At 69.7% G+C, this 24,878-nt stretch carries 21 protein-coding genes; 8 read left to right on the forward strand and 13 right to left on the reverse strand.

The genetic code is table 11. The features are described from left to right. Nucleotides 1-3: 3 nt before the first annotated feature. From AC3IF1_RS27370 to AC3IF1_RS27390, 5 genes are all read right to left on the reverse strand, one after another. Nucleotides 4-327, reverse strand: coding sequence for a hypothetical protein (locus AC3IF1_RS27370; protein WP_489220139.1), 324 nt, complete (start codon nt 325-327; stop codon nt 4-6). A 1-nt stretch (nt 328) separates the two neighbouring features. Continuing rightward, complete coding sequence (locus AC3IF1_RS27375) at nt 329-589, reverse strand: hypothetical protein (RefSeq protein WP_243972930.1); 261 nt, start codon at nt 587-589, stop codon at nt 329-331. 155 nt (nt 590-744) lie between these two features. Next, a complete protein-coding gene (locus tag AC3IF1_RS27380; protein ID WP_489220140.1) occupies nt 745-2,352 on the reverse strand; it encodes a flagellin in 1,608 nt (535 codons plus the stop codon). Nucleotides 2,353-2,354: 2 nt separating this feature from the next. Then, a complete protein-coding gene (gene flgK, locus AC3IF1_RS27385; protein ID WP_489220141.1) occupies nt 2,355-4,208 on the reverse strand; it encodes a flagellar hook-associated protein FlgK in 1,854 nt (617 codons plus the stop codon). A gap of 34 nt (nt 4,209-4,242) precedes the next feature. Further along, entirely contained in the window at nt 4,243-5,526 is a 1,284-nt protein-coding gene (locus AC3IF1_RS27390) for a flagellar hook protein FlgE (protein ID WP_243972935.1), read from the reverse strand. A 414-nt stretch (nt 5,527-5,940) separates the two neighbouring features. Here AC3IF1_RS27390 and AC3IF1_RS27395 point away from each other — a divergent pair, with 414 nt between their 5' ends. Both AC3IF1_RS27395 and AC3IF1_RS27400 read left to right on the forward strand, forming a co-directional pair. Continuing rightward, complete coding sequence (locus tag AC3IF1_RS27395; protein WP_243972937.1) at nt 5,941-6,408, forward strand: BLUF domain-containing protein; 468 nt, start codon at nt 5,941-5,943, stop codon at nt 6,406-6,408. 8 nt (nt 6,409-6,416) lie between these two features. Then, a complete protein-coding gene (locus AC3IF1_RS27400; RefSeq protein WP_243972941.1) occupies nt 6,417-6,875 on the forward strand; it encodes a response regulator in 459 nt (152 codons plus the stop codon). A 74-nt stretch (nt 6,876-6,949) separates the two neighbouring features. On the opposite strand, the gene AC3IF1_RS27405 is transcribed toward AC3IF1_RS27400, so the two are convergent. Both AC3IF1_RS27405 and AC3IF1_RS27410 read right to left on the reverse strand, forming a co-directional pair. Continuing rightward, nucleotides 6,950-8,563, reverse strand: a complete 1,614-nt coding sequence (locus AC3IF1_RS27405) for a peptide chain release factor 3 (protein ID WP_489220142.1) — start codon at nt 8,561-8,563, stop codon at nt 6,950-6,952. Nucleotides 8,564-8,674: 111 nt separating this feature from the next. After that, a complete protein-coding gene (locus AC3IF1_RS27410) occupies nt 8,675-9,721 on the reverse strand; it encodes a threonine aldolase family protein (RefSeq protein WP_489220143.1) in 1,047 nt (348 codons plus the stop codon). Nucleotides 9,722-9,942: 221 nt separating this feature from the next. Between AC3IF1_RS27410 and rpsU the strand changes: the two genes are divergently transcribed. Further along, nucleotides 9,943-10,278 carry a 30S ribosomal protein S21 gene (rpsU, locus tag AC3IF1_RS27415; RefSeq protein ID WP_243972946.1) on the forward strand — a complete coding sequence of 112 codons (336 nt, stop codon included), beginning with the start codon at nt 9,943-9,945 and terminating at the stop codon, nt 10,276-10,278. Between the two features lie 163 nt (nt 10,279-10,441). Here rpsU and AC3IF1_RS27420 read toward each other — a convergent pair whose 3' ends face one another. Continuing rightward, the gene (locus AC3IF1_RS27420; protein WP_489220144.1) at nt 10,442-10,834 is read right to left on the reverse strand and encodes a response regulator; all 393 of its coding nucleotides are present in this window, start codon (nt 10,832-10,834) and stop codon (nt 10,442-10,444) included. 321 nt (nt 10,835-11,155) lie between these two features. On the opposite strand from AC3IF1_RS27420, the gene AC3IF1_RS27425 reads away from it, so the two are divergent. Beyond that, a complete protein-coding gene (locus tag AC3IF1_RS27425; protein WP_489220145.1) occupies nt 11,156-11,941 on the forward strand; it encodes a class II glutamine amidotransferase in 786 nt (261 codons plus the stop codon). A gap of 101 nt (nt 11,942-12,042) precedes the next feature. Next, nucleotides 12,043-13,476: an NAD-dependent succinate-semialdehyde dehydrogenase gene (locus AC3IF1_RS27430; protein WP_489220146.1), complete on the forward strand. Its 1,434-nt coding sequence runs from the start codon at nt 12,043-12,045 to the stop codon at nt 13,474-13,476. A gap of 109 nt (nt 13,477-13,585) precedes the next feature. Here AC3IF1_RS27430 and AC3IF1_RS27435 read toward each other — a convergent pair whose 3' ends face one another. Continuing rightward, nucleotides 13,586-13,792: a SlyX family protein gene (locus tag AC3IF1_RS27435; protein ID WP_243972954.1), complete on the reverse strand. Its 207-nt coding sequence runs from the start codon at nt 13,790-13,792 to the stop codon at nt 13,586-13,588. Between the two features lie 441 nt (nt 13,793-14,233). Between AC3IF1_RS27435 and AC3IF1_RS27440 the strand changes: the two genes are divergently transcribed. Continuing rightward, entirely contained in the window at nt 14,234-15,709 is a 1,476-nt protein-coding gene (locus AC3IF1_RS27440) for a methyl-accepting chemotaxis protein (RefSeq protein ID WP_489220147.1), read from the forward strand. Between the two features lie 25 nt (nt 15,710-15,734). On the opposite strand, the gene AC3IF1_RS27445 is transcribed toward AC3IF1_RS27440, so the two are convergent. The 3 genes from AC3IF1_RS27445 to AC3IF1_RS27455 form a co-directional block, all read right to left on the reverse strand. Next, nucleotides 15,735-16,889 carry a GGDEF domain-containing protein gene (locus AC3IF1_RS27445; RefSeq protein WP_489220148.1) on the reverse strand — a complete coding sequence of 385 codons (1,155 nt, stop codon included), beginning with the start codon at nt 16,887-16,889 and terminating at the stop codon, nt 15,735-15,737. 329 nt (nt 16,890-17,218) lie between these two features. After that, a complete protein-coding gene (locus tag AC3IF1_RS27450; RefSeq protein ID WP_489220149.1) occupies nt 17,219-21,289 on the reverse strand; it encodes a Pls/PosA family non-ribosomal peptide synthetase in 4,071 nt (1,356 codons plus the stop codon). A gap of 111 nt (nt 21,290-21,400) precedes the next feature. Beyond that, nucleotides 21,401-21,988 (reverse strand): histidine phosphatase family protein, encoded by a 588-nt coding sequence (locus AC3IF1_RS27455; protein WP_489220488.1) that lies wholly within the window; start codon nt 21,986-21,988, stop codon nt 21,401-21,403. Between the two features lie 95 nt (nt 21,989-22,083). On the opposite strand from AC3IF1_RS27455, the gene AC3IF1_RS27460 reads away from it, so the two are divergent. Both AC3IF1_RS27460 and AC3IF1_RS27465 read left to right on the forward strand, forming a co-directional pair. Beyond that, a complete protein-coding gene (locus AC3IF1_RS27460) occupies nt 22,084-23,067 on the forward strand; it encodes a polyphosphate kinase 2 family protein (RefSeq protein WP_489220150.1) in 984 nt (327 codons plus the stop codon). Between the two features lie 91 nt (nt 23,068-23,158). After that, nucleotides 23,159-24,316, forward strand: coding sequence for an AAA family ATPase (locus AC3IF1_RS27465; RefSeq protein WP_489220151.1), 1,158 nt, complete (start codon nt 23,159-23,161; stop codon nt 24,314-24,316). A gap of 207 nt (nt 24,317-24,523) precedes the next feature. Here the strand turns inward: AC3IF1_RS27465 and AC3IF1_RS27470 are convergent, their stop codons facing one another. Beyond that, nucleotides 24,524-24,760 (reverse strand): RAG2 PHD domain containing protein, encoded by a 237-nt coding sequence (locus AC3IF1_RS27470; protein WP_243973001.1) that lies wholly within the window; start codon nt 24,758-24,760, stop codon nt 24,524-24,526. Between the last annotated feature and the right edge of the window lie 118 nt (nt 24,761-24,878).

The raw sequence follows: 24,878 nt of genomic DNA on the forward strand, positions 1-24,878 counted from the left end.
CGCTCAGCGCCGGCCGTTACCGAACCGCAGGTAGGTCCGCACCTCGCCGAGATCCGTGTCGGCGCGGTTGTCGATGGCGAGGCGGCCGGCGACCACGGGGGCCGCCGCGGCGGCGTGCCCGGTGCGCAGGTCCATCCCAGCGGCGACGTGCCCGGACACGCGGATGCAGGAAGCGCTACCCGGCAGGCGGACGAAGCCCGGTCCCTTCGACGGGCACGGAACCGGCCCGGGCGTGACCGGCGCCTTCTGCAGGTCGATCGCCAGAGCGGACCCCGCGAGGGACAGGATCATCGCCAGGGCGGCGACCGGCTGGAGCCGCCCGCGCATCTCAGGCGGCCCGGCGCGGCGGATGCCGGTACGGCCGATCGATAGAACCCTCGACCGCACCGATGAACGGGTCGGGATCCGGCCTCTGGACGCGCAGCCGGGCGAAGCCGCGCAGCGGGATGTCGAGGGCAATGCCGCGATCGTCGAGCCGCCCGCAACCGGGGACGGGGGTGTCGGCCGCCCGCTCGGCCGGGACGGTCGCGCCGATCCGCGGGGCGCCGCCGAGACCGCGGACGAGTGCGACAGGTTCGGACGGCGACATGCGGACCTCTCCTCGGGTGGGCGACGGAGCGGCGGCGCGTCCGGTTTCCACGATTCACTGTGGGAAAGCGGCGAGACTAAGATTGCGGCGATCGCGGGCGATCCGCTTCCGCACACGGCTGCGCGATCATCGTAGCGCGCGTGACCGGACCGGGCTTAGCTGATGTAGTTGACCAGCGAAAGCTTCGAGAGCGTGGAGGTGATCTGGTAGCTCGCCTGGAGCCGGTTCTGCACGTCGAGGAGCTTGGCAATGACTTCCTCGGTGGGCGCCTGCTCGATCCCGTCCAGCGTGTTCTGCACGGTGTTCTGCGTGGCCGCGTTGGTGGTGCCGGCGTTGGTCAGCCGGGCGGCGGCGATCGAGAGCTGGGTGACCGTGTTCTGGACGCCGGAACTGCCGTCGGTCGAGGAGAGCAACGCGCCGGCGCGGTTCATCACGGTTTGATAAGCCGTGCCGGTGGTGTCGTCGTTGGTCGTGGGCAGGGCGAAGGCCATCGTGGCCAGGCCGGCGAGGACGTTCTGTACCGCCGGATCGATCGCGCGCGCGCCCGTGCCGATGTTGGACGTCGCGCTGACCTGGATCGACTGGCTGTCGAGCGCCGACGTCGGGGTGTTCGACGCGGTGTAGGTGTTCTCGCCCTGATACCACAGCACCGTGTCGGCCGCGGTGGCGGGTCGGTAGCCGATCGGGTTGTTGCTGGCATCGTACTGGATGCGCTCGGGCATGATCCCGGAGCCCGTCAGGCCGCCTTTCGCCGAGCCCGTGAAGAAACTCGACGCGGCGTCGGCGGTGGCGTTCACCGCCAGGGTGCCGCTGGCCAGACCCTTGAGCGCCTTGTTCAGGGTCGCCGACAGGTTGTTCATCGTGTCGGAGATGCTCGACCCGATCGCGAAACTGGTGGTCGAGGTCGCGTCCGCTGTCGTCGCGGCCTTGAGGGTGAGGGTCTTCGAAGTGCCGTCCGACAGCGTCAGCGAGATGGTCGCGCTGTCGCCGGGCTGGGGCTGCGCCGTCAGGTTGAGGGTGAAGGAAGCCGGGCTGGGGCTCGCGGCGGCCGTGTAGGTGGCGCTGAGCGCAGATCCCGTCACCGTCGGTGCCGCGGCCAGGGTGAAGCCGAACATGCCCCGGGTCTGGCTGTCCGCCTCGTCGGTGACCGTCACCGCGGTGCCGGAGTTGGACGAAGACGGGGTCGGCGTCTGGGTGAGCCGGCCGTTCTGGTTGGGTCCGACCTCGGCATCGACCCGTTCCGCGATCACCGCGGAGAGGCCGGCGACGGTTTGGCCCTGGCTGCCGGTCGTCCCGTTGAGGAGCGTGTCCGCATCGACCACCGGCTGGGTGCTGGCATCGCCGCCGCCGAACAAATAGTTGCCCGCCGCCGATTGGTTGAGCGCATCGAGCGCCGTCTGCAGGTCCCCCAACGCGGTCGAGCGGCCCGAGACCGAACTGGTCGCCACACTCTGCAGACCGTTGTTCAGGGCCTGGCTGGCACTCGTCCCGAGGGTGGCGACCTGGGTGAGGCTCGTCACGGCGAGATTCGTCCGCGTCTGGCCGGCCGTGATGCCGGCCGCGTAGCCGCCGAGCGCGCTCAACGTCGCCTGGGCGCCGAGGGCCGTCGACCGTCCGGAACCGAGGCCGCCGTAGGTCTGCGACACCTGTCCGCTCGAGACCTGATTCGACAGGTCGTTGAGCTGGTTCTTCAGGGTCGTGAGCTGCGCGGCGTTCCGGGTCGTCAGGTAGGAGCCGGCCGCGAAGGGGGCGATCGTGGTCATGATCAGATCTGCAGCAGCTGGTTGAGCATGTCGCGGGCCGCGGTCAGCACGCGGGCATTTGCGCCGTAGGCGGTCTGCAGGGCGATCAGGTTCGACATCTCCTGATCGATATTGACCCCGGCCCCGGCCGAGAACCGGCTCTGCGCGGTGGAGAGCGCGGTCTGCTGGCTGGAATCGATGGCCGTCGAATTGGCGGAGGCGGCCCCCTGCGCGGCGATGATGTCCTGCGCGAAACCCGCCACGGTGGCGCTGTAGGGCGCCGAGACCCCGCCGATGCCGCTCGACGACGAGAAGGTCTGCTGGGTGGAGGTCAGCGCCGCGTAGAGTTGCTGCGCCCGTGTGCCGGACGCGTTCGTGTTGGCCGCGCTCGTCGAGCTCGCCGCGGCCGAGAGCGCCGCCGTGTCGCCGGACAGGGTCGGGTTGACCGCGATGCGCTGCGCGAATCCGGTGAGCTTCGAGCCGCCGTCGAAGCTGCCGGTGTAGACCGCGTTGTTCGCGCCGTCGACGAACAGGGCCAGCGACGGGTTGCCGGTATACAGGTCGGTGGCGGAAACCGCGGTGACATTGGCGGTGGCCGCGGTCACCGCGGGTGTGCTCCCGGACGCGGGCCCGATCGTGACCGAGCTGCCGGTCATCCTCGCGGTCAATCCCAGATTGAGATTGCCCAGCGCCGCATTGATCGAGTCGGCGTAGGTCGCCGTCCCGCTGGGGATCTTGAAGGTCTGCACCAGGGCGGTGGAATCGTTGGTCTCGCTCGCGGGGACCGACGTGGCATTGGCGTCGGACGCGATCAGGATGACGTTGCGGACCGCCCCGTTCACCGTCACCGGGATGGTGATCGTGTTGCCGGCCTTCATCCCGGTCGGGTCGATCGTCGCCGAGGTCCCGTCCGAGGTCCCGGTCACGGTCTTGTCGGTCAGCGAACTCGCCAGGCCGGCGGCGAGGTCGTCGAGCTGGCGCTGCGCCTGCGGCAGGGTCTGATCGCGCAGCTCGAGCTGGGCGGCGAGGCTTCCGGAGCGCAGCACGCCGGGCTCGCCGAGATCGATCTTGCCGCCACCCGGCAGCGTGGCGGTAATCGTGCCGACCGAGCGCGGTGTGGACGTGGCGGAGGAGTTCGCGCTGAGCGTGCCGCGGCCGTCGAAGCTCAGGGTCGCCGCGTTGCCGCGATCGACCAGGGTGGCACCCGACTGGGTGAGGACGGTGACCGTGCCGTCGCTCTGCGGCGTGGCTTTGACATCCATGTAGCTCGACAGGCTGTTGATCGCCTGGTCGCGCTGGTCCTGAAGGTCAGCGACCGACGTGCTGTCCGTGGTGTTCTGGATCTTGGTGTTGAGTTTCGCGATGTTCGAGAGGAGCGCGCTGGCCGAAGTCGTGTCGGTTCCGAGCTGCGCCTCGATCCCGGTGCGCAGGGTCTGCACCGTGTTGGCGGCGCTGTTGATCTGACCGGCCAGTGCCGTCGCGTTGCCGAGGACGGTCGTCCGGGCCGCCGCGGAGGTCGGATTGGCGGCGAGTTGCTGCAGCGACTGCGTGAAGGTGTTCAGCGTGCCGTCGAGGGCCGTCGCACTGCCGGGGGTTCCGTAGAGGGCGTCGAGCTGAGAGCCGATGCTGGCCTTCGTGCTGGTATAGGCAGCGCCGGACGTCTCCAGGCGGAGTTGGTTCAGGGCGGCCGCGTCGAAGCTTCGGGTGACCGTCCCGGCAGCGACCCCCAGGTTGTTGGTCCCGGTGGCGACCGGCGTGAGCGTCCGCTTGACGTAGCCGGCCGTCCCGGCATTGGCGACGTTCAGCGAGACGACGTTGATCGCCGCCTGCGTGGCCGCAAGCCCGGCGGTCGCATTGGAGAGCGCGTTCAGCGACATGTCGAAGCCTCCTCAGCGCTCCCTGCGATGCAACCTACCGGATCACGTTGAGCAGGTCAGACATCATGGTCTGGGCCGTCGACATGACGCGCGTGTTTGCAGAATAGGCCTGCTGGGTTACGATCATCTTAGAGAATTCGGTCGCAATGTCGGTGTTGGATTGCTCGATGCTCGCACCGGTGATGGTGCTGCCGTCGAGGCCCGCCAGCGGGGGGCCGGAATCGGCCGTCTGCAGGTAATTGCCGTTCGTGTCGGCCTTGAGCCCGTCCGGATCGGCGAACTGGACGATCCCGACATTGGCGAGCGCCTTCACGGCCCCGTTCGAGAAGGTCCCGTTGATCTTGCCGTCGGTGCCGACCGCGACGCTCGTCAGCGTGCCCGCGGTGCTGCCGTTCTGACTGAGCGCATTGGTGGTGACGGCGCCGCTCGCGTCGGCGTACTGGGTCAGTCCGCCGGACAGATCGAGCGAAAGCTTCGGAAACGTGTATCCGGAGATCGTCTTGTTGCTCAGATCGACGGTGATGCTGGTCGGATCGGCCACAGTTCCGGTGGGCGAGGTCATCTTGCCCGTCGAATCGAAGGTGAACGCTTGGCCGGTATCGGTCCAGTTCGGTGTGCTGGTGGCGCTGCTGTTGTACAGCAGGTTCCAGCTGGAATCCGTTCCGTTGCCATTTGGCGTCGTCTGGACCCAGCGCATGTTGATCGTGACCGGCGCTCCGGACGCGGTATAGGCCGTCAGCGACGGACCGGCGATGCTGTTGGCCGGATCGGCGGTCGAACTCGTCGTCGGCGTCGCCGGGAGATTGGCCGCGTAGGTGATGGTGGTGGTCGGCTGTGCCGGGAGGGTCGGGTTGCCGATCACGATCGGGCCGGACGAGGTGACCTGGCCGCTGATCGGATCGAGGTTGTTGCCGGTCAGGTAGCCGCCGGCCCCGTTCATCAGGTGCCCGTCGGCGGTGGGAGCAAAGTCACCGCGCCGCGTGTAGGCGTTCGTCCCGCTGAAGGTCGCGGCGCCGTTGGCGTCCCCGGTCTTCTGCGCCACCGTGAAGAAGCCCGTCCCGCTGATCGACATGTTGGTCGGCACGGTCGTCGAGACGACGTTGCCGGCGATCGTGTTCGTCAGCTGCGACTGGGCCAGAACCGAGCCGGCGACCTCACGCTTGGGGGTCGTCTCGGACATCAGGTCGACGAAGCTGGTGTCGACGCGCTTGAAACCGGTCGTCTGCGAGTTGGCGATGTTCCCGGAGATGTTGCTGATGGCGTAGGACTGCGCCTGCAGTCCGGAGACCGAGGTCTGCAGGGCGGAAAAAAGATCCATGGCGAGCGATCCCGATGCGCGCCATCGCGGCCCGCAGATCCGGATGGCCGCAACCGCCGTGCCATTGCTAAGTCACTGACAAACCTCGATCGGCTCCGGCCTGGCCCGGCAGGCTTGGCCGCCCGGACGGACCGGACCGGCAAATTCTGCCGCGCCGGGGCGTCCCCGACCCGGCTCGGGGTTTTCCGGCGTTTACGGCACGTTATCCGAACCCATGCGAAGGTCGCAGGCGGGCTAGAGCATCATCCCGGACGGTGGCCACAGGCCTTCGGACACGGATGATGCGATCGCAACAGGCTGGCGAATCGTCCCGGGTGCGGTATCCGGGATGATGCGGCGGGTCCGGGCAGGGATCGGGCGCAGCGCGTCCTGCCCGAAAGTGCTTGACGGGTACGGCTTTCGGGTCTCGGGATCATGCGGGCGAAACGGACGAGCCTCGTCCACATCATCTACTTCTCGCGGATGAACCTGTCGTCGGATCCCGCCAAGCGGTCCGAGCAGATTGGCGAGATCGGCCGCATTGCCCAGAAGAAGAACGAGTTCGCGGTGATCACGAGCTTCCTGGTGATCGAGGGCAACTTCGCCTGTCAGGTGATCGAGGGCGAGCGCTCGTCGGTGCACGAGACCTTCGACCGGGTCAGCGCCGACAGCCGCCATCGCGACGTCCAGATCAGCGAGTGGCGGGAGATCGCCAAGCGCGAATTCGTCCATTCCTTCAAGAGCGCCCAGCGGAGCGCGGGCAACGACACCCTGTTCGCCAAGGCCAATCTGCTGCCCATGCTCCAGCGCGGCACACCGAAGGCCTCGGCGATCCACGGGCTCTGCCTGGCGCTCCAATCCGACGCGATGTCCCGCCAGGGCATCGATCACCTCTTCGTCTGAGCCGAGCGATGTCCGAGAGCGATACGCCCCCGATCCTCATCGTCGACGACCAGGAGAAGCTCCTGCGGCTCATCGTGATGCTGATGACCCGCATCGGTTTCCCGGACGTGGAGGGCGTCACCAGCGCCCCCGAGGCGCTGGAACGCCTGCGGCAGCGCCGCTACGCCCTGGTGATCTCCGACCTCGACATGGAGCCGATGGACGGGATCAGCCTCCTGCGCGAGATCCGCGCCGACGACGCGCTGATGAACACGCCGTTCATGCTCACCGAATCGTCCTTCGACTTCGAGGACATCAACCTCGCCCATCAGGCGGGGGCGGACGCCTTCATCCTCAAGCCCTTCGACATGGCGGTGCTGAAGACCAAGCTGAAGCAGGTGCTCAACCGCAAGCCGCGCAAGCGCGAGGCGCCGATGGCGGCCGAATCGACCTTGAGCGTGGAATTCCCGATGCTGGGGAAGTTTTGAACGAGCCGAGACGTCGATTCTCCCATTCACCACCTCAGGATGAGGTCGGAGAATGGATCAGGCGCCCCTCCGCCTCACGCCGCTCGCTTCTGATAATCCTTCACGTCGGTGAAGCGCACCGACGGGTAGCGCTCCTCCTCGTAGCGGAGGGAGAACGCGGTGGTCGCCATGAAGACCGGGGCCCCGTCGAGGTCCTTCGCCATGGCCGAGCCGTGGCTGTCCACGAACTTGTCGAGCTCGATCTCGGAATCCGACTCGATCCAGCGGCACACCGAGAACCGCGAGGTCTCGTAATCCACCGGCAGGCCGTACTCGGCCTGGAGCCGCTCCTTCAGCACGTCGAGCTGAAGGGCGCCGACCACGCCGACGATCGCCTGGCTGCCGTCCTGCGGGATGAACACCTGGACGACGCCCTCCTCGCCCATCTGCTGCAGGGCCTCGCGCAGCTTCTTGGCCTTCATGGCGTCGGTCAGCTTGATCCGGCGCAGGATCTCGGGGGCGAAGCTCGGTACGCCGCGGAACACGATGTCCTCGCCCTCGGTGAGCGTGTCGCCGATCCGCAGCGTGCCGTGGTTCGGGATGCCGACCACGTCGCCGGCGAACGCCTCGTCGGCGATGGCCCGGTCCTGGGCGAAGAAGAATTGCGGCGCCGAGAGCGAGATCGGCTTGCCCGTGCGCACCAGCCGGGCCTTCATGCCCCGGCTGAGCTTGCCCGAGCAGACCCGCATGAACGCGATGCGGTCCCGGTGGTTCGGGTCCATATTCGCCTGGATCTTGAACACGAAGCCGGTCATGCGCGGCTCGCCGGGCTCCACGAGGCGCTTGTCGGCGTCCTGGCCCCGGGGCGGCGGCGCCACCTTGGCGAGCCCGTCGATGAGGTCGCGCACGCCGAAATTGCGCAGGGCCGAACCGAAGAACACCGGCGTCAGGTGGCCCTCGCGGAACGCGTCCAGGTCGAACGGCTTGAGGCCGCCCTCGGCGAGTTCCACCTCCTCGCGCCACGCAGCGGCGGCGCCGTTCTCGGTCAGCAGTTCATCGAACAGCGGGTCGTCCGGGCCGGACACCGTGACCATACCGGCATCCTCGGCCGCGTCGAGGCGGCGGACCCGGTTGGCGCCGAGTTCGTAGGTCCCGGAGAAGTTCCGGCCGGTGCCGATCGGCCAGGTCACCGGAGCGACATCCAGCGCCAGCGTCTTCTCGATCTCGTCCAGCAATTCGAACGGATCGCGGGCCTCGCGGTCGAGCTTGTTGACGAAGGTGACGATCGGGATGTCGCGCAGCCGGCAGACCTCGAACAGCTTTCGCGTGCGCGCCTCGATGCCCTTGGCCGCATCGATCACCATGACGGCCGAATCGACCGCCGTCAGCGTCCGGTAGGTGTCCTCCGAGAAGTCCTCGTGGCCGGGCGTGTCGAGCAGGTTAAAGACGCAATCGCCGTACTCGAAGGTCATCACCGAGGTGACCACCGAGATGCCGCGCTCCTTCTCGATCCCCATCCAGTCGGAGCGGGTCGAGACCCGGTTGCGCTTGGCCTTGACCTCGCCGGCGAGCTGGATCGCGCCCCCGAACAGCAGCAGCTTCTCGGTGAGCGTGGTCTTGCCCGCGTCCGGGTGGGAGATGATCGCGAAGGTCCGCCGCCGCGAAACCGGATCGGCCGGCTTCGCTTCGGTCTTGGTCTGCATCAGCATGGAGCGAACGCTCTGGGTCGGCGGGTCTGGGCCGCGCGGCGTCACAGGGCGCGCGTGGCTCTTGCGATCCTGTAGCGGCAAGCCCCCGTATTGGCAAAGAACCGCGGGCGGTCAGGCCGCCTCGGCCGCGAGCGCCCGCAGGTCGGCGACGAGTTGGTCCACCCGCTCCGCCTCGGCATCCCAGGCGAACATGAACCGCGCCCCGCCGCCGATGAAGGTGTAGAACCGCCAGCCCCGGGCGCGCAGGCCCTCCATGGTGGCGGCCGGCATGGTCAGGAAGACCGCGTTGGCCTCGACGGGAAACAGCGCCCGCACCCCCGGAAGCCCGGCGACGGCTTCGGCGAAGCGCCGGGCGCAGGCATTGCCGTGCGCCCCGTTCCGCAGCCACGCGCCACTCTCCAGCATGCCAACCCAGGGCGCCGCGAGGAAACGCATCTTGGAGGCAAGCTGGCCCGCCTGCTTGCAGCGGTAGCCGAAATCCTCCGCGAGCCGGCGATCGAAGAACACCACCGCCTCGCCGGCATGCATGCCGTTCTTGGTGCCGCCGAAGCACAGGACGTCCACGCCGGACCGCCAGGTCATGTCGGCCGGGCTGCATCCGAGGCTCGCGCAGGCATTGGCGAAGCGGGAACCGTCCATGTGGAGGGCGAGGCCCAGGGCGCGGCAGGTCTCGGAGAGCGCCCGCAGCTCGGCGAGGCTGTAGACCTGGCCGGTCTCGGTGGGCTGCGTGATCGTCACCACCCGCGGCCGGGGGAAGTGGATGTCGCTGCGGTTCGTGGCGAGCCCGCGGATCGCCTCGGGGGTGAGCTTGCCGCCCTCGGTCCGGACGGTCAGGAGCTTCGAGCCGTTCGAGAAGAACTCCGGCGCGCCGCACTCGTCGGTCTCGACATGGGCCGAGTCGGCGCAGATCACGCTGTGATAGGATTGGCACAGGGCGGCGAGCGCGAGGGCGTTGGCGGCGGTGCCGTTGAACGCGAAGAACACCTCGCACGCGGTCTCGAACAGGTGGCGGAAGGCGTCCGCGGCGCGCTGCGTCCAGGCATCCTCGCCGTAGGCCGGCGCGTGGCCGCGGTTGGCCGCCTCCATGGCGGCCCAGGCCTCCGGGCAGATGCCGGAATAATTGTCGCTGGCGAATTGCTGCGAGTCGTCGTGTCTCATTCGGGCAACCTACCACGGCAGCGCCGAAGATCGACCGCGCGGACAGGTTGGAACTGGTGCGCGCTTGGTGTAGTAGCTTCGCCAAGGCGTGGGCTCCACGCCGATTCGGAAACCGACGTTCCCGTCCCTCCCGGGTTCATCCCGGGCGAGGGACGTTGTCGGTTTCCAGATCGGCGGCGGGCCGCGCGAGCCCCAAATCCAGGTCCAGAGGATCAAGTCCGTTGCAGGTACTCGTTCGCGACAACAACGTCGATCAAGCGCTTCGCGTCCTCAAGAAGAAGATGCAGCGCGAGGGCATCTTCCGCGAGATGAAGCAGCGCAAGGCTTATGAGAAGCCGTCCGTGCGCAAGGCTCGCGAGAAGGCCGAGGCCGTCCGCCGTGCCCGCAAGCAGGCCCGCAAGACCGCGATCCGTGAGGGCCTGATCGCCGCGCCGAAGCCGAAGCCCCGTTTCCCGGCCGGCAGCCGCCGCCCCGGCTTCCCGTCGCCGTCCGCCGCCGGCCCGCAGGGCGGCAACGCCGCCGGTCAGCTGCCGGTGAGCCCCGCTCCCGCCGCCTGAGCGACGCCGCCTCGATTCGGAAAGGCCCGGCGCGCAAGCGACCGGGCTTTTTCATGTGCGCCCGGCCAGAGAGGCCCGCGCGGGTCCTTGAGAGGCGGGTTGACCGTCTGGCGCCGCGACCTGAACGGCTACGGTTATGGGGGGACGCTGCCCCCCACCCCGCTCAGGCGGCCTTGGCGGCCATCGTCGCGTGCTCGGCCTGAACCAGCACGTCGAGCGCGCGCCAGGGCTTCTGCATGTACACCGCCTGATCGGGCAGGCGCGCGTCCCGGCTCGCCCCGGACGTCACGACCACGCGGACATCCGGCCAGCGACGGCCCACGGCCTGCGCGAGGGACACGCCGTCCATCGCACCCGGCAGGCGCACATCCGCGAAGAGCAAAGCCACGGTGACGTCCGAGCGCTCCAGCACCGAGAGCGCCGCCTCGGCGCTCTCGCAGGCGATCACGCCGAGTTCCGTCTCTTCCAGCACCGCCGTCGCGAGGTCGCGGACCGACGCGTCGTCTTCGACGACGAGGGCGACGGGATTGGAACATTCGGGCTGTGCGCGATCCATGAAAATCTCCTGCTGTCGGTCCATTGCCCCGCGACGGGGCACGGCCTGCTCCGGCAGGCTTCTGATTCCCCGATTCGGCCATGCTGACCTGTCAGGAGCCGGCTCACAAGAGTCCGGCGCCGTCTGGCGGGCATGCCTGCCTCGCGGTCAGGCGGTGCCGATTTCGAGCGGAACGCCCGAATTTGGCGCACCGGACCGGCAGTTAAGACCCTGTTCACCGATGTGGACCGACTGTTAACCTCCTGCGACGGAACGTCTCCACCCCGGCGGGACAGGCCACCGGATCCAGCGCGGGCTGAAGCTGAAGGATCACCGTCCGACATGTGCCGTTTCCTCGCCTACAGCGGTGAGCCGGTCTTCCTCTCCGACCTCGTCTGCGCACCGACCCATTCGCTGGTGCACCAGTCGCTGCATGCCGACGAGGGGAAGACCGAGACCAACGGCGACGGGTTCGGGATCGGCTGGTACGCCGAGCGGCCGGAACCGGGCGTGTATCGGGACATCTCACCGGCCTGGTCGGACGAGAACCTGGTGAACCTGTGCGGGCAGGTGCGGGCGCGGACCTTCTTCGCGCATGTCCGCGCCTCCACGGGCACCGCGACCGCCCGGGCGAACTGTCATCCCTTCGCCTACGGCCGGCACCTGTTCATGCACAATGGCCAGATCGGCGGCTATCACCGGATCAAGCGCAGGCTCGAGGCGCTGATCCCGGACGCGTTCTACGACCACCGCCGGGGCAGCACCGATTCCGAGGCGATCTTCCTCCTGGCGCTGGCCAACGGGCTGGCCGAGGACCCCGTCGGCGCCATGGCGCGGACGCTCAAATCCGTCCGCGACCTGATGGACGCCGCCAATGTCTGCGAGCCGCTGCGCTTCACGGCCCTGCTCACCGACGGCGAGACGCTCACAGCCTATCGCTGGGCCTGCGACGGCCGGCCGCCGAGCCTGTATTATCGCGAGGGACCGGGCGGGATCGTCGTCGTCTCCGAGCCGATCGACGGCTGCCGCGAGGGCTGGCAGGTCGTGCCGAAGGGCGCGACGCTGCGCGCCCGCCACGGAACCGCGACCGTCGTGGACGTGCCCGAGCGGACCCGCGCCGCAGCCTGAATGGCCGCCGCCCCAGCCATGCCGCCAAAGGCATTGCCCGGGCGCGCCAAAAGGCCACATTCCGGCTGGGGCCGCGCGTGCGGCCGGGCGGGAAACGATCGATGTATCCGGATACCGAGCTTCACATCGCCGGACGCTGGCGTGCGGGTGTCGAACGGGAGACGCTGGCGGTCCTGAATCCCGCCACCGGCGAGACGATCGGCCAATGCGCGGTGGCCGGCACGGCGGATCTCGACGAGGCCCTGGAAGCCGCGGCCCGCGCCTTCCCGATCTGGCGGAAGGTGGCGCCCTTCGAGCGCGGCAAGGTGATGCGCAAGGCCGCCGACCTGCTGCGCGCCCGGGTCGACGAGATCGCCCGGATCATGACCCAGGAGCAGGGCAAGCCCCTGGCCGAGTCGCGCATCGAGACCCTGGCGGCGGCCGATATCATCGACTGGTTCGCCGAGGAGGGGAAGCGCGCCTACGGCCGTGTCATCCCCGGCCGCGCCGACGGCGTGCTGCAGGCCGTGGTGCGCGAGCCGGTGGGTCCGGTGGCCTGCTTCACACCCTGGAATTTCCCGATCAACCAGGCCGTCCGCAAGATCTCGGCGGCGCTCTGCACCGGCTGCACGGTGATCCTGAAGGGCCCCGAGGACACGCCGGCGAGCTGTGCCGCGCTGGTGCGGGCCTTCCTGGATGCCGGCATCCCGGGCGACGCCCTCTCGCTGGTCTACGGTGACCCGGCGACGATCTCGGCCTACCTCATCCCCCACCCGGTGATCCGCAAGATCTCGTTCACCGGCTCGACGGTGGTCGGCAAGAAGCTCGCCGCCCTGGCCGGCGAGCACATGAAGCGCGCGACCATGGAACTCGGCGGCCATGCCCCCGTGATCGTGTTCGGCGATGCCGACGTTGAGAAGGCCGTGTCGGTCCTCGCCCCGTCCAAGTTCCGCAATGCCGGCCAGGTCTGCGTCTCGCCGACCCGGTTCCTGGTGCACGATTCGGTGTTCGACCGGTTCGTCGAGGGCTTCACCCGCTACGCGAAGGGCGCGAAGGTCGGCGACGGCCTCGATCCGGACACCACGATGGGCCCGCTGATTCACGGGCGCCGGCTCGAGGCGATCGAGGCGCTCACGGCAGACGCCGAATCCGCCGGGGCGTCCCTGCGGGCCGGCGGTAAGCGCATCGGCAATCGCGGCAACTTCTTCGAGCCGACGGTCTTCACCGAGGTGCCGCTGACGGCCCGGATGATGAACGAGGAGCCGTTCGGTCCGGTCGCGATGATCAACCGCTTCTCCGAGGACGACGAGGCCCTGACCGAGGCCAACCGGTTGCCCTACGGGCTCGCGGCCTACGCTTACACCCGCTCGGCCGAGCGGGCGGCCCGGGTCTCGAACACGGTGGAGAGCGGGATGGTCTCCATCAACCACCACGGCCTCGCCCTTCCCGAGACGCCGTTCGGCGGTGTCAAGGAGTCCGGCTACGGCAGCGAGGGCGGCACCGAGGCGCTCGATGCCTATCTGGTGACCAAGTTCGTCACGCAGGCGAATTTCTGACCCGCCGGCGCGCCTCCGGCAGGCCCTGAGCGCCGTGCCCATCCGCCCGGTGACGGGTGCGGCGCCGGCGCATCGCCCGAAGGCGGGCAGGCATCGTTCGGAACGAACTTTAATAATGGGGCGGCGGAGGCTCCGGCAAGCCCGGCGCCGACCGGGCCGCCGCCTCGTCCATCTGATCCCGCAGCCCCTGGATCTGCCGCGCGAGACGGTCGATCTGTTGCCACTGGTCGGTCACGGTACGGTTCAGATCCTCGATGGTCGCCTCCTGCTCGGTGAGGCGGATCTCCAGGCGCTCGATCCGGCTTGACGCGTCCATTTCCGATCCCCCGTGCAGGCCTGTCAGCCGATCGCGACCGCGTCCGGCTGCCTCACAGGCTGCGAAGCGTTTGACAAGGCTTCCCACACGCCGTGGGGGGAGGCCGCCGGTGATGCGGCGCGTTCCGACCCGGTCCGAGACGGAGCTGTCGTGGACGCCGGGCCCCGGTGAGCCGCCGCGATAGCCCGGCGCGATGACGAGGCCCGAAAGCCCTGCGTCCCACGAACAGCAAACCTACAGATTATCGGGTCGCATCATAAACTGATTTGCGGTCATGAACTCGGATCGGCCCGAACGGTAGAGCGGTTTCTAGCCCGCGGTCGCATGAGTCGTCACCTGACGATCCGGCTGTATTCAGTTTCTGAAGATCGGGCATTGTAAATTGTTAACCTATCTAACGTAAAAATGCGCCGACAAGACGATAACGGATTGGGCCGGGCGATGGCGATGTTTGGTTTACGCACGGACACGCCCCTGACGGCGATTGACCGGACCACCGGACGGATCGAATTCGACCTCGACGGCAAGGTCACGGATGCCAACGCGATCTTCCTCGATCTCGTCGGCTATACCCTGGCGGAAATCCGCGGGCGCCACCACAGCCTGTTCGTGCCGGACGCCGAGCGCACGAGCCCGGACTATGGCGCCTTCTGGGATCGCCTGCGCGCGGGCAAGCCCGAAGTGCGGGATTTCGCCCGGGTCACCAAGTCCGGACGAGTTATCTGGATCAAGGGCTCCTACAACCCGATCCTCGACCGCGCCGGGAAGGCGGTCAAGGTTGTGAAGCTCGCCACGGACGTGACCGAGGAGCGGACCCGCAACGCGCTGTTCGCCGGTCAGGTCGCGGCCATCAATAGCTCGCAGGCGGTGATCCACTTCACCCTCGACGGCACCATCACCGATGCCAACGCGAATTTCCTCTCGACCATGGGGTACAGCCTCGCGGAGGTGCGCGGGCAGCATCACCGGATGTTCCTCCCGCCGGCGGAGGCCGCGAGTTCGGACTACGCGGCGTTCTGGGCGGCCCTCGCGGAGGGGCGCCATCAGGCCGGCGAGTTCCGGCGGATCGCCAAGGGCAGCCGCGTCGTCTGGATCTTCGGCGCCTACAACCCGATCCTCGATGCCGAGGGCAAGCCCTGCGCGGTCGTCAAGTTCGCCACCGACGTGACGCGGCAGGTCGAGGACCGGCAGCGCCGGGCCGAGGGCCAGCGCGTCATCGACGGGGATATCGCGGCGATCCGGGATTCGATGAGCCGCGTTGTCCAGCAGGCCGACGAGACCGCGGAGGCCTCGGACCGGACCGCCCGTAACGTGCAGGCGGTCGCCGCCGGCTCGGAGGAGTTCTCCGCCTCGATCGAGGAGCTGAGCCGCCACGCGCTCCTGGCGAAATCCTCCGTGGACAAGGTCGTCACCCGCGCCGAGGAGGCCGGGGCGATCGTCGTGGGCCTGACCGGCGCCGCCGATCGGATCGGCGCCGCCGTGAGCCTGATCCGCTCCATCGCCGACCAGACCAACCTCCTCGCGCTGAACGCCACGATCGAGGCCGCACGGGCGGGGGCGGCCGGCAAGGGTTTCGCGGTGGTCGCCGCCGAGGTGAAGGCGCTGGCGGAGCAGACGGCCCGGGCGACCGGGGAGATCGGCACCCAGATCGCGGCCGTGCAGACCGAGACCGCCCGGGCCGTGGCCGCCATCGACGGGATCGGCTCGACCATCGAGCAGCTCAGCGAGATCACGCTCAGCGTGTCGTCCGCGGTGACCGAGCAGGCGGCGGTGACCCGCGACCTCACCGAGAACATGCAATCGGCCGCCCACAGCGTCGAGACCGCGCGGGCGGCGATGACCGAGATCGCGGCCTCGGCGGCCTCGGTGGACGCATCGGTGCGCAAGGTCTCCGAAGCGGCGCGCGCCCTGGCCTGACCGCCCGGCCGGAGCCACGCCGGCCTCAGGCGGCCCGCACGGCGGCGATTTCGGCCACGGCGACGCGGTCGCGACCGCTGTTCTTGGCGACGTAGAGCGCGGCATCGGCCCGGCGCATCAGCGCGTCGAACCCGATTCCGTCGCGGGTCTGGGCGATCCCGATGCTGACGCTGACGCGCAGATCGGGGAGTTCGGGCACGGCGAGGCCGGCGAAGGTTCGGCGCAGTTCCTCGGCCCGGGCCAGGGCCTCCGCGGCTGACGCCCCCGGCAGGAAGCAGGCGAATTCCTCGCCCCCGAGGCGGCCCAGCGGCGCGTCCGGCGGCAGCAGGGCGGTCGCCATGGCACAGAAGCCGACCAGCACCGCGTCGCCGACCGCATGCCCGTGGCGATCGTTGACGGCCTTGAACCGGTCGAGGTCGAGGAGCAGCAGCGCCCCACTCTCCCGGTTCGCGAGCGCCCTGTGGGCCGCCTCCGCGAAGGCCCGGCGGTTGCGCACGCCCGTGAGCGGATCCGTGGACGCGGCGACGCGCTGCTCGCGCTCGGCCCGCTCCTTGACCAGGGCCATCAGGGTAAAGGCCGACGCGATCGAGAACAGCATGGTGACGAAACACAGGATCGCCACCCAGGGTGAGGCGAGCGGGGTCGTGCCGAGCTGCGGCGGCGCCAGCAGCGTCGAGGGGATACGCGCGAGATAGAAGGCGCCGTGCAGCCCGAGCACGGCGGCGGCCGTGATCCGGGAGGCCAGCCACTCCCCGCGGCCGCGCCAGAACTCCAGGGCCGCACCGCCGCAATAGACCGTCGCCACCGCGGAGGCGTACACGATGCGCAGCACGAGCGACGCGTAGAAGTCCGGGATGAGGCAGAGCGCGCACCAGACCAGAGCGCCCGCCAGCGCCACGGGGACGCGCGGAGGCCGACGCTCGAAGGCGCGGACACCACTCCAGATCAGGCCGTAGGCGCTCAGCACCACGGCGTTGGACAGGCCGGTCGAGAGCAGGTCGGGGATCTGGCCCCTCAGGGCGAGGCCGGCGGAGCCCGCCGCCCCGACGAGATGCGCGGCCCCCCACAGGGCGAGCGCCCGGACCTCGGGCGCCTGCCGCCACGTCGTCAGGAACAGCAATCCCACCAGCAGCGTGATGGTGGAATTGACGATGAGCAGGGTCGCAGGATCAAGATGCACGGCCGTCCATCGATCTCCACAAGCCGACCACGGGGGTCCCGTCCCGCTCTGCCGTGTTCGCGCACAGGCGGCAGCGAATCAGCGAAGACAGATATCAGCAGAGCTTAGACTGCCCGAAAACCGAATCCTATGCCTGTATTGGCTCGCAATTGAGCGGCGCGACCGCTCACAATTGCAAGACGGCACTGGCGTCCGGGATGCGCGCGACGCGTTCGGCCGCATTCGCCCAAGCCTGAGATCGCGCGGGCGCGCAATGCCGAAGTGTCCCTCACCCCTGCGGCGGGCATCGTCTCGGGAGGGGGGCACCCTTCGGGACGATGCGCGCACGGTCAGGCGGCGTGGATCACCGGGACCGCGGGGGCGCCCTCCCACTCGGTGTTGGCGGGGATCGACTCGCCCTTCATGACGATGGTGAGCGGGCGCAGCCGGGCGAAGTCGCCGACCTTGGTGTCGTACAGCACCGTCGAGAACGCCCCCACCGAGACACCCTTGCCCACGATCACCCGGCCGATCTTCATGATTCGGTCCTCGTAGAGGTGGGTCTGGAGCGCCGACACCCGGTTGATCGTGGCGTAGTCGCCGATCGTCACGCAGTCGAACTCGGTGATGTCGGTGGTGAGCATGCAGACGCCCTTGCCGACCTTCACTCCGAACAGCCTGAGCACCCAGGGCAGGAACGGCGTGCCCTGGAGATGCTCCAGCAGGACCTTGCCGGCGAGCCCCCAATAGGCCACCGCGATGGCCTCGGTGCGCATGGCCCACCAGGACCACATCGGCTGCATGCCGGGCTTGTAGACGCCCATCAGCAGCCACTTCATCGCGATCACCGCCGCGGACTGGATCAGCGCGATGGCGACGCTCGCCGCGACGAAGCTGAAGGCCAGGCCCGACCAATCCTTCTCGAGGATCGCCGGGTAGAAGTACCAATCGATCACCGTGATCGCGAGGGTGATGTAGAGCATCGGCGAGAACGAGGTCGCGAAGGCCTCGAACACGCCGCGCCGGATCTTCGGCCAGAGCCCGGGCTCGTAGGTCTGGGCGTTCGATCCGAGATCGATCCGCTGGCGGGCGGGCAGCCGAATCGGCGGCGAGCCGAACCAGGTCTCGCCGGGGCTCATGGCGTCGTTCGCGGGCGGCTTCGACTTGATGCCGATGAGCACGTCGTCGGGGATGATCGCCCCGGGCGGGACCACGGCGTCGTTGCCGACGAAGACCCGGGCCCCGGTGCGGGTCGGCTCCAGGTGCATCCAGCCGCGCCGGATTTCCTCCTCGCCGTACACCACCTCGTCGGCGATGAAGTTCTTGGGCCCGACATCGGCGAGGTCGTACCGGCCGCCGAGATTCGTGGAGATCTCCGCGCCCTGGCCCATCCGGGCGCCCATCAGCCGGTACCAGGCCCGCATGTACACGGTGGCGAACAGCGACGAGAGCGTCTCCAGCGTCACCTCGACGGCGAGCGCCAGCGACCATTTCCGCAGGTAGAACAGCGAGTGCACCGAGTAGGTGCCGTGCCGCGTCCGCGGCAGCAGGACCCAGCGGATGCCGGCGATCAGCAGCACCGTGCCGGCGGTCATCAGCATGGCGGTCGGCCAGGTGAGGATCGGCAGGTACCAGTGATAGTCGATATCGGTCATGTCGGAGAGCGAGTCCGAGATCTGATCGAAGATGAAGAATGCCGGGAAGATCGGCAGGAGTCCCACCGCCGGGATCACGCCGAGCAGCACGACATAGGCGGCCATGAAGGCGGCCCGCCGCGTCCACGAGGCGTCGGCGGGTTCCGGCAGTGCGGAAAGGTCGGCCATCCCGACCCTGCGGCCGGGGGACCCGTCCCAGGCCTCGGCGGGCCCGACCCGGGTCCCGGCCGGGATCGTGGTGAGATCGGCGATCTCGGCCTGCGGGCCGATCACCGTGTCGTGGCTGATCACGCAGGAGGTGCCCACCGCCGCATCGGCGCCGATCTCGACGCGGCCGATCACCAGCTCGTTGCCCATGATCTCGGCATTGGCGATGACGAGGCGGCCGCCGAGCGACGCGCCGTCGCCGATGGTCAGGAGATCGGGGGCGCCGACCTCGATGTCGGAGATGAGGGTGTCGCGGCCGACCCGGGCGCCCATCAGGCGCAGGTAGATCGCGATGGCCGGCGAGCCCTGCAGCCACTTGACGTGCACCAGGGGTGCCAGCCGCTGCGCCAGCCACCAGCGATAGTAGTAGGTCCCCCAGAGCGGATAGCGGCCCGGCCTGGTCTTGCCCAGGATCAGCCACTTGCCGGCCACCGCCACCACCGCGGTCACGCCGTTGATCGCCACGTAGACGAGCAGCAGCACGCCGAGTTCGGCGAAGAAGCTGAGCCCGCCGCCGGTGAGCAGCAGATAGGTCACGAACATGCCGAGCCACTGCGCGGTGGCGAGCGCGATCACGACGGGCAGCGCGACGAGTTGCGCGAGGCCGCACAGCGCCCGGCGCAGGAGCGGCGGCGGCGCGAAGCTCAGGTCGCGGATGGACGCGGCGGCGCCCATGCCGCCGGTCCGCTCGATCAGCGCATCGGCCATCGCCCGCACGGTGCGCAGGGCGTAGACGTCCGGCAGGGTGATGCCGGCCAGCGCCGGGCTCTCGCGCACCGCCGAGACGAAGCGGGCGGCAAGCAGCGAGTGGCCCCCGAGATCGGCGAAGAAATCCCCCGTCAGCGGGATCGGCTGGTTCCCGAACACCTGCTTGGCGGCGGCGACGAGGGCGGCCTCGGTCTCGTTGGCCGGAGGCTCCTGCTCGCCGTCGGCCGAGACCACGGTGAGCGGGGCGATCTTCAGCGCCTTGCGGTCGACCTTGCCCGAGGTCAGGCGCGGCAGCGTCTCCGTCACCTCGAAATGGCCCGGCACCATGTAGGGTGGCATCTGCCCGGCGAGAATCCGGCGCAGGGCGGCGGTCTCGATCGTGTGGCCGCGCTCCGGGATCAGGAAGGCGACCAGGCGGTCGACGCCATCGTCCTGCCGCAGCACCACCGCGGCCTGGTTGATGTCGGGCACGCTCCGGATCCGCGCCTCGATCTCCCCGAGCTCCACGCGGAAGCCGCGGATCTTGACCTGATCGTCGATCCGGCCGTGGAACACGATCCGGCCGGCGGCGTCGAGGGAGACCGCGTCGCCCGAGCGGTACAGGATCGGATCGGTTCCGTCGGACGCGAACGGGTTGGCGATGAATTTTTCCGCCGTCAGTTCGGGGCGCGCGAGATAGCCGCGGGCGACGCCGGGGCCGCCGATCAGGAGTTCCCCCGGCTGGTCGCGCCCGAGCAGGCTCAGATCCTCGCCAGCGACGTAGACGGAGTAATTCGGGATCGGGCCGCCGATGGTGACCGGCTCGCCGGGCCGCATCTCGGCCGCGGTGGCCACCACGGTCGCCTCGGTCGGCCCGTAGGTGTTGAACAGGCTTCGCGCCGGGGTCGCCCATCGCGCCACCAGCGGCTCGGGCAGGGCCTCGCCGCCGAGCAGGATCAGGCGCACGGTCGGCAAATCGCCGGAGATCATCGCCAGCAGGGTCGGCACGGTGTCGAGGACGGTGATCCGCTCCACCTCCAGGATGCCGGGCAGGGATTCCACGTCGCCCATCATGGCCGGGCTCGCCACGAACAGCGTGGCGCCCACGAGGTACGGGACCCAGATCTCCTCCATCGAGAGGTCGAAGGCCACCGAGGCCCCCTGGAACACCACGTCGTCGGCGCGCATCCCGTAGAGGGCGTTGGCCGAGCGCAGGAAGTGGCAGATATTGGCGTGGCTGATGACGATGCCCTTCGGCACGCCGGTCGAGCCCGAGGTGTAGATCAGGTAGGCGGGGTGCTCCGGCGTCAGGCCTTTGCTGCGGGCGTCCGGCACCGGGGCGTCGGCCGGGGTCGCGGCGTCGAGATCGGCCGGGGTCAGGGCCGGGGCGGCAGCGGGCGCCGAGGGGCGCAGCGCCGGGGAGACCAGGAGCGCCTTGGCGGCGGCGTCGGTCAGGCACACGCCCACCCGGTCGGCGGGCGCCTCGGCGTCGAAGGGCAGCCACGCGGCGCCCGACAGGGTGATGCCGATCTGCGCCACGAGGAGATCGGGGCCGCGGGCCATCCAGAGACCGACCACGTCCCCGGGCCCGATGCCGCGATGGGCAAGCCCGGCGGCGATCCGGCCGGCGCGGGCCGCGACCGCGGCATAGGTCAGGTGCGGATGGATGCCACCCGCCTCGACGCGGTCGCCGTCGACCAGGCAGGGATGCTCGGGCCGGGACCGGGCCGAGTCCAGGAAGATCTCGGCCAGCACCTCGTCGCGGATCAGGTCGGGGCGGTGCGCGCCCCGCAGAACCGCCGCCCCGGGACCGGCACGCTCGCGCTCCCCGGCCGCCGGGCCGGCCCGGGTCTTCTCGGCGACGTCGCTCATCCGCTGCTCCGCTGGCCGGTCACTCGAGCCGGCGCCCACCGTGCCGGCTGCCCTATAGCCCGCCGATCATGCCGTTATCGAGGCGGCTTTGCACTGCGCCGGCGCCCGGGATCAAGCCCAGCGCCAGCCGTCGGGTCCCAGGATCAGAACCTCGCCCTGGCGTATGCCGATGCGGGGCGCGGTGTAGATGTCGAGATGGCCGCGCGCCACGAGCGCCGCCCGCGCGACGCCGCCATGGGCGACGACGACCGTGTCCCGCTCCAGATCGGCGAGCATGGGTCCAACGCGCTCGACCAGGGCGGCGTAGCTCTCGCCGCCGGTCCCCGGCGGACGATGGTGCCAGCGGTCCCGGTCGCGTCCCGCGGCGCCGACTGGATCGCGGCGGCGGATCTCCGCCCAGGTCGAGCCTTCCCAATTGCCGAAGCTGATCTCACGCAGCCGCGGATCGGTGCGGTACGCCTCCGATGGCAGGCCGAGGGCCGACCGGAGGATCTCCATGGTGCGCCGGGTCCGCTTGAGCGGGCTCGCGACGAAATCCGCATCGGCCAGCCTCGGACCCGCCGCGGCGGCGAGGCGCGCCGCGACGGCGGCGGCCTGGATCTCGCCCTGGGCGTTCAGGTCGATGTCGCGCCCGCCCTGGAGGCGCCCCTCGGCGTTCCAGTCGGTCTGGCCGTGGCGGATGAAGTAGATGGTGACCAACCGACTCAACCCCGTCCTGCCCCGGCCCTCGGAACGGCTCAGCCTGCCGCCCGTTCTCGCCGTCGGTCGGCAACGTCCGGAAACAGGTCCTGCCCATGTCGAAGAAGCACGGCAAGCATCATCGCGGCCAGGGGCATGACGACGGCGTGACAGAGAGGGCCGACCTGCACGGATCGGAATGGGCGGCCCGACCGTCCACCGCCAGCCAGTCCGGCACCGTGTCGGGAACCGAGCCGGCACCGCCGGGTGGCCGCCCGCCGGGGCCGATCCGCCCGGCACAGGGCATCGTCGCGGTCGAGCCGGGCGCGCCCTTCGACCTGGCGGCCGTCGACACCGGGGCCGATGGCGGGCTCGACAAGGACTGGGCGAAGAATGCGCTGGCCAAGGAGCGCGCGCGCATCATCGACCTCCAGGAACGCCTCTACGCCGAGCGCCGCCGCAGCCTGCTCCTGGTCTTCCAGGCGATCGACACCGGCGGCAAGGACGGGACCATCGGATCGGTGCTCAAGGGCGTGAACCCGCAGGGCTGCACCGTCAGCGCGTTCAAGGTGCCCTCGCGCGACGAGCTCGATCACGATTTCCTCTGGCGCTACCATGCCCGGACCCCGGCGCGCGGCATGATCGGCGTGTTCAACCGCAGCCACTACGAGGACGTGCTCGTCGTGCGCGTGAAGGGCCTCGTCCCGGATGCGGTCTGGCGGAGCCGCTACGGCCGGATCAACGATTTCGAGCATCTGCTCGCCGAGTCCGGCACGACGATGCTCAAGTTCTTCCTCCACATCTCCAAGGCGGAGCAGAAGAAGCGCCTGGAGGCCCGGATCGCCGATCCGCACAAGCGCTGGAAATTCGAACCGGCCGACCTCGTCGAGCGGAAGTCCTGGGACGCCTACCAGCAGGCCTTCGCGGATGCCCTCACCCACTGCTCCACGCCAGAGGCTCCCTGGCTGGTGGTGCCGGCCGACCACAAGTGGTTCCGCAACTACGTGGTGGCCCGGACGGTGGCGGACACGCTGGAGGCGATGGATCCGCGCCACCCGGAAGCCCCCGCGGGGATCGCGGACCTGACGATACCGGACTAAAAGCCTTTCCTGAGACGCTGGCCGCACCGTCGCGGCCGGGTGCCCGGGGATCGGGCATCCTGCAGGCGTCGAAAGCGGGGGGGCACAGGGGATGCTGGTCGTTCGTGAGGTGGCGGTCTCGGGCTATCGCTCGCTGAGGCGGATCGGATTCCCGGTCGACGGCCTGTCGGTCTTCGTCGGCGGCAACGGCACGGGCAAGACCAATCTGTACCGGGCCCTCGAACTGCTGCAGGCGGCGGCCCGGGGCACCCTCGCCCGCGACCTCGCCGCGGAGGGCGGCATGAACTCGGCGCTCTGGGCCGGCCGGCGCCGGCAGGGCGAGCCCGCCCGGATCCGCCTGTCGGCGACCCTGCGCGACGATGGGACCGGCCAGGACTTCGCCTACGCGGTCGAGGTTGGGCTCGTGCCGCAGGGGAGCAACGGCACGCTCGGCGCCGCCTTCCGCCAGGAGCCGCAGGTCAAGGCCGAGCGCCTGACGGTCCGGACCGGCGGCCGCGCGGCGGTGATGCTGGACCGCGACGGTCCCACCGGCTTCGCCCGGGACGAGGACGGCCGGAAGCGGTCCCTCGGCGCGGACCTGCTGCCCACCGAGACCGTGCTCGGCAGCGTCCTCGACGCCGCCGGCCATCCGGAGGTCGCCCTGGTCCGCCAGGCGCTGACGGCCTGGCGCTTCCATCACACCTTCCGAAGCGACGCCGAATCGCCCCTGCGGCGGCCGTGCCTCGCGGTGACGACGCCGACCTTGGCCTCGGACGGCTCCGACCTCGCCGCGGTCTTCGCCACCCTGGTGCATATCCGGCAGGACACGGTCGAGCTCGATCGGGCCGTGGACGGCGCCTTCCCAGGGGCCCGGCTCGTCGTCCCGGAGCCGGACCGCGAGGCGCGTTTCGGCTTGAGCGTCCCTGACTTCCCGGCGCGCGTCTTCACGGCCCCGGAACTGTCGGACGGAACCCTGCGCTACCTCGCCCTGTCGGGCGCCCTCCTGGGCTACCGGCTGCCGCCCTTCATCGCGCTGAACGAGCCCGAGACGAGCTTGCATCCCGACCTGATGGAGCCGCTGGCCCGGCTGATCGTCCGGGCGGCGGAGCGCACACAGGTCTGGCTCGTCACGCATTCCGAGCGGCTGGCGGAGGGGATCGCGGAGCACGGGGATGCCCGGCCGCGGACCGTCATCAAGCGCGACGGCGAGACCTGGATCGCGGGGCTGAAACTGTCGGGGGAATTCGCCGCAGCGGAGGAGGAGGATTGATCCGGGCAGAACCGGCGTCAGGACGCGGCCCGCTCGCACGGGCTCAGGAACACGGTGCTCCGCGGGACCATGCGGAACGCCGTGCCACCGGCGTACTCTCTAGGTTCGGCCCAGCGCCGGTCTACATACGGTTACTGAAAGCCGCGCACCCCATGCAGGATGTGGCGCGCGTTCCTCGTTCAGCGAGTCGCGTCCAGGGCCATCGCGTCAGGACAGCCGAAACGGGATCGGCCCCGCCGCCATCCGGACCGCGTCCGGGCGGCAGCCGCTCTCGAGGCAGGCGTAGCGGATCGCGTCCTGGCGGCTGCGGAAGATGCCACCGGCCCGTCCCCCGGTCTCGACGGCGACCCAGTGGCCCTCGCCGTCCTGGCCGACGAGATAGGAGAGCGGCGTCCCGGAGGCGGCCGGCAGGGCGGGTTGGAGCGGGTTCAACGCGACGGACATCGGAGTCAGGGGGTTCACACGGGCCTCTCGGGGCCACCACGCCAAGCTAGGGACGCTGGCATAAGGGTTCGATGGACCCGATCGGGATCCGGCATAAGGGCCGCATCAGCAACCGGAC

The sequence above is a fragment of the Methylobacterium sp. E-012 genome (assembly GCF_057836545.1).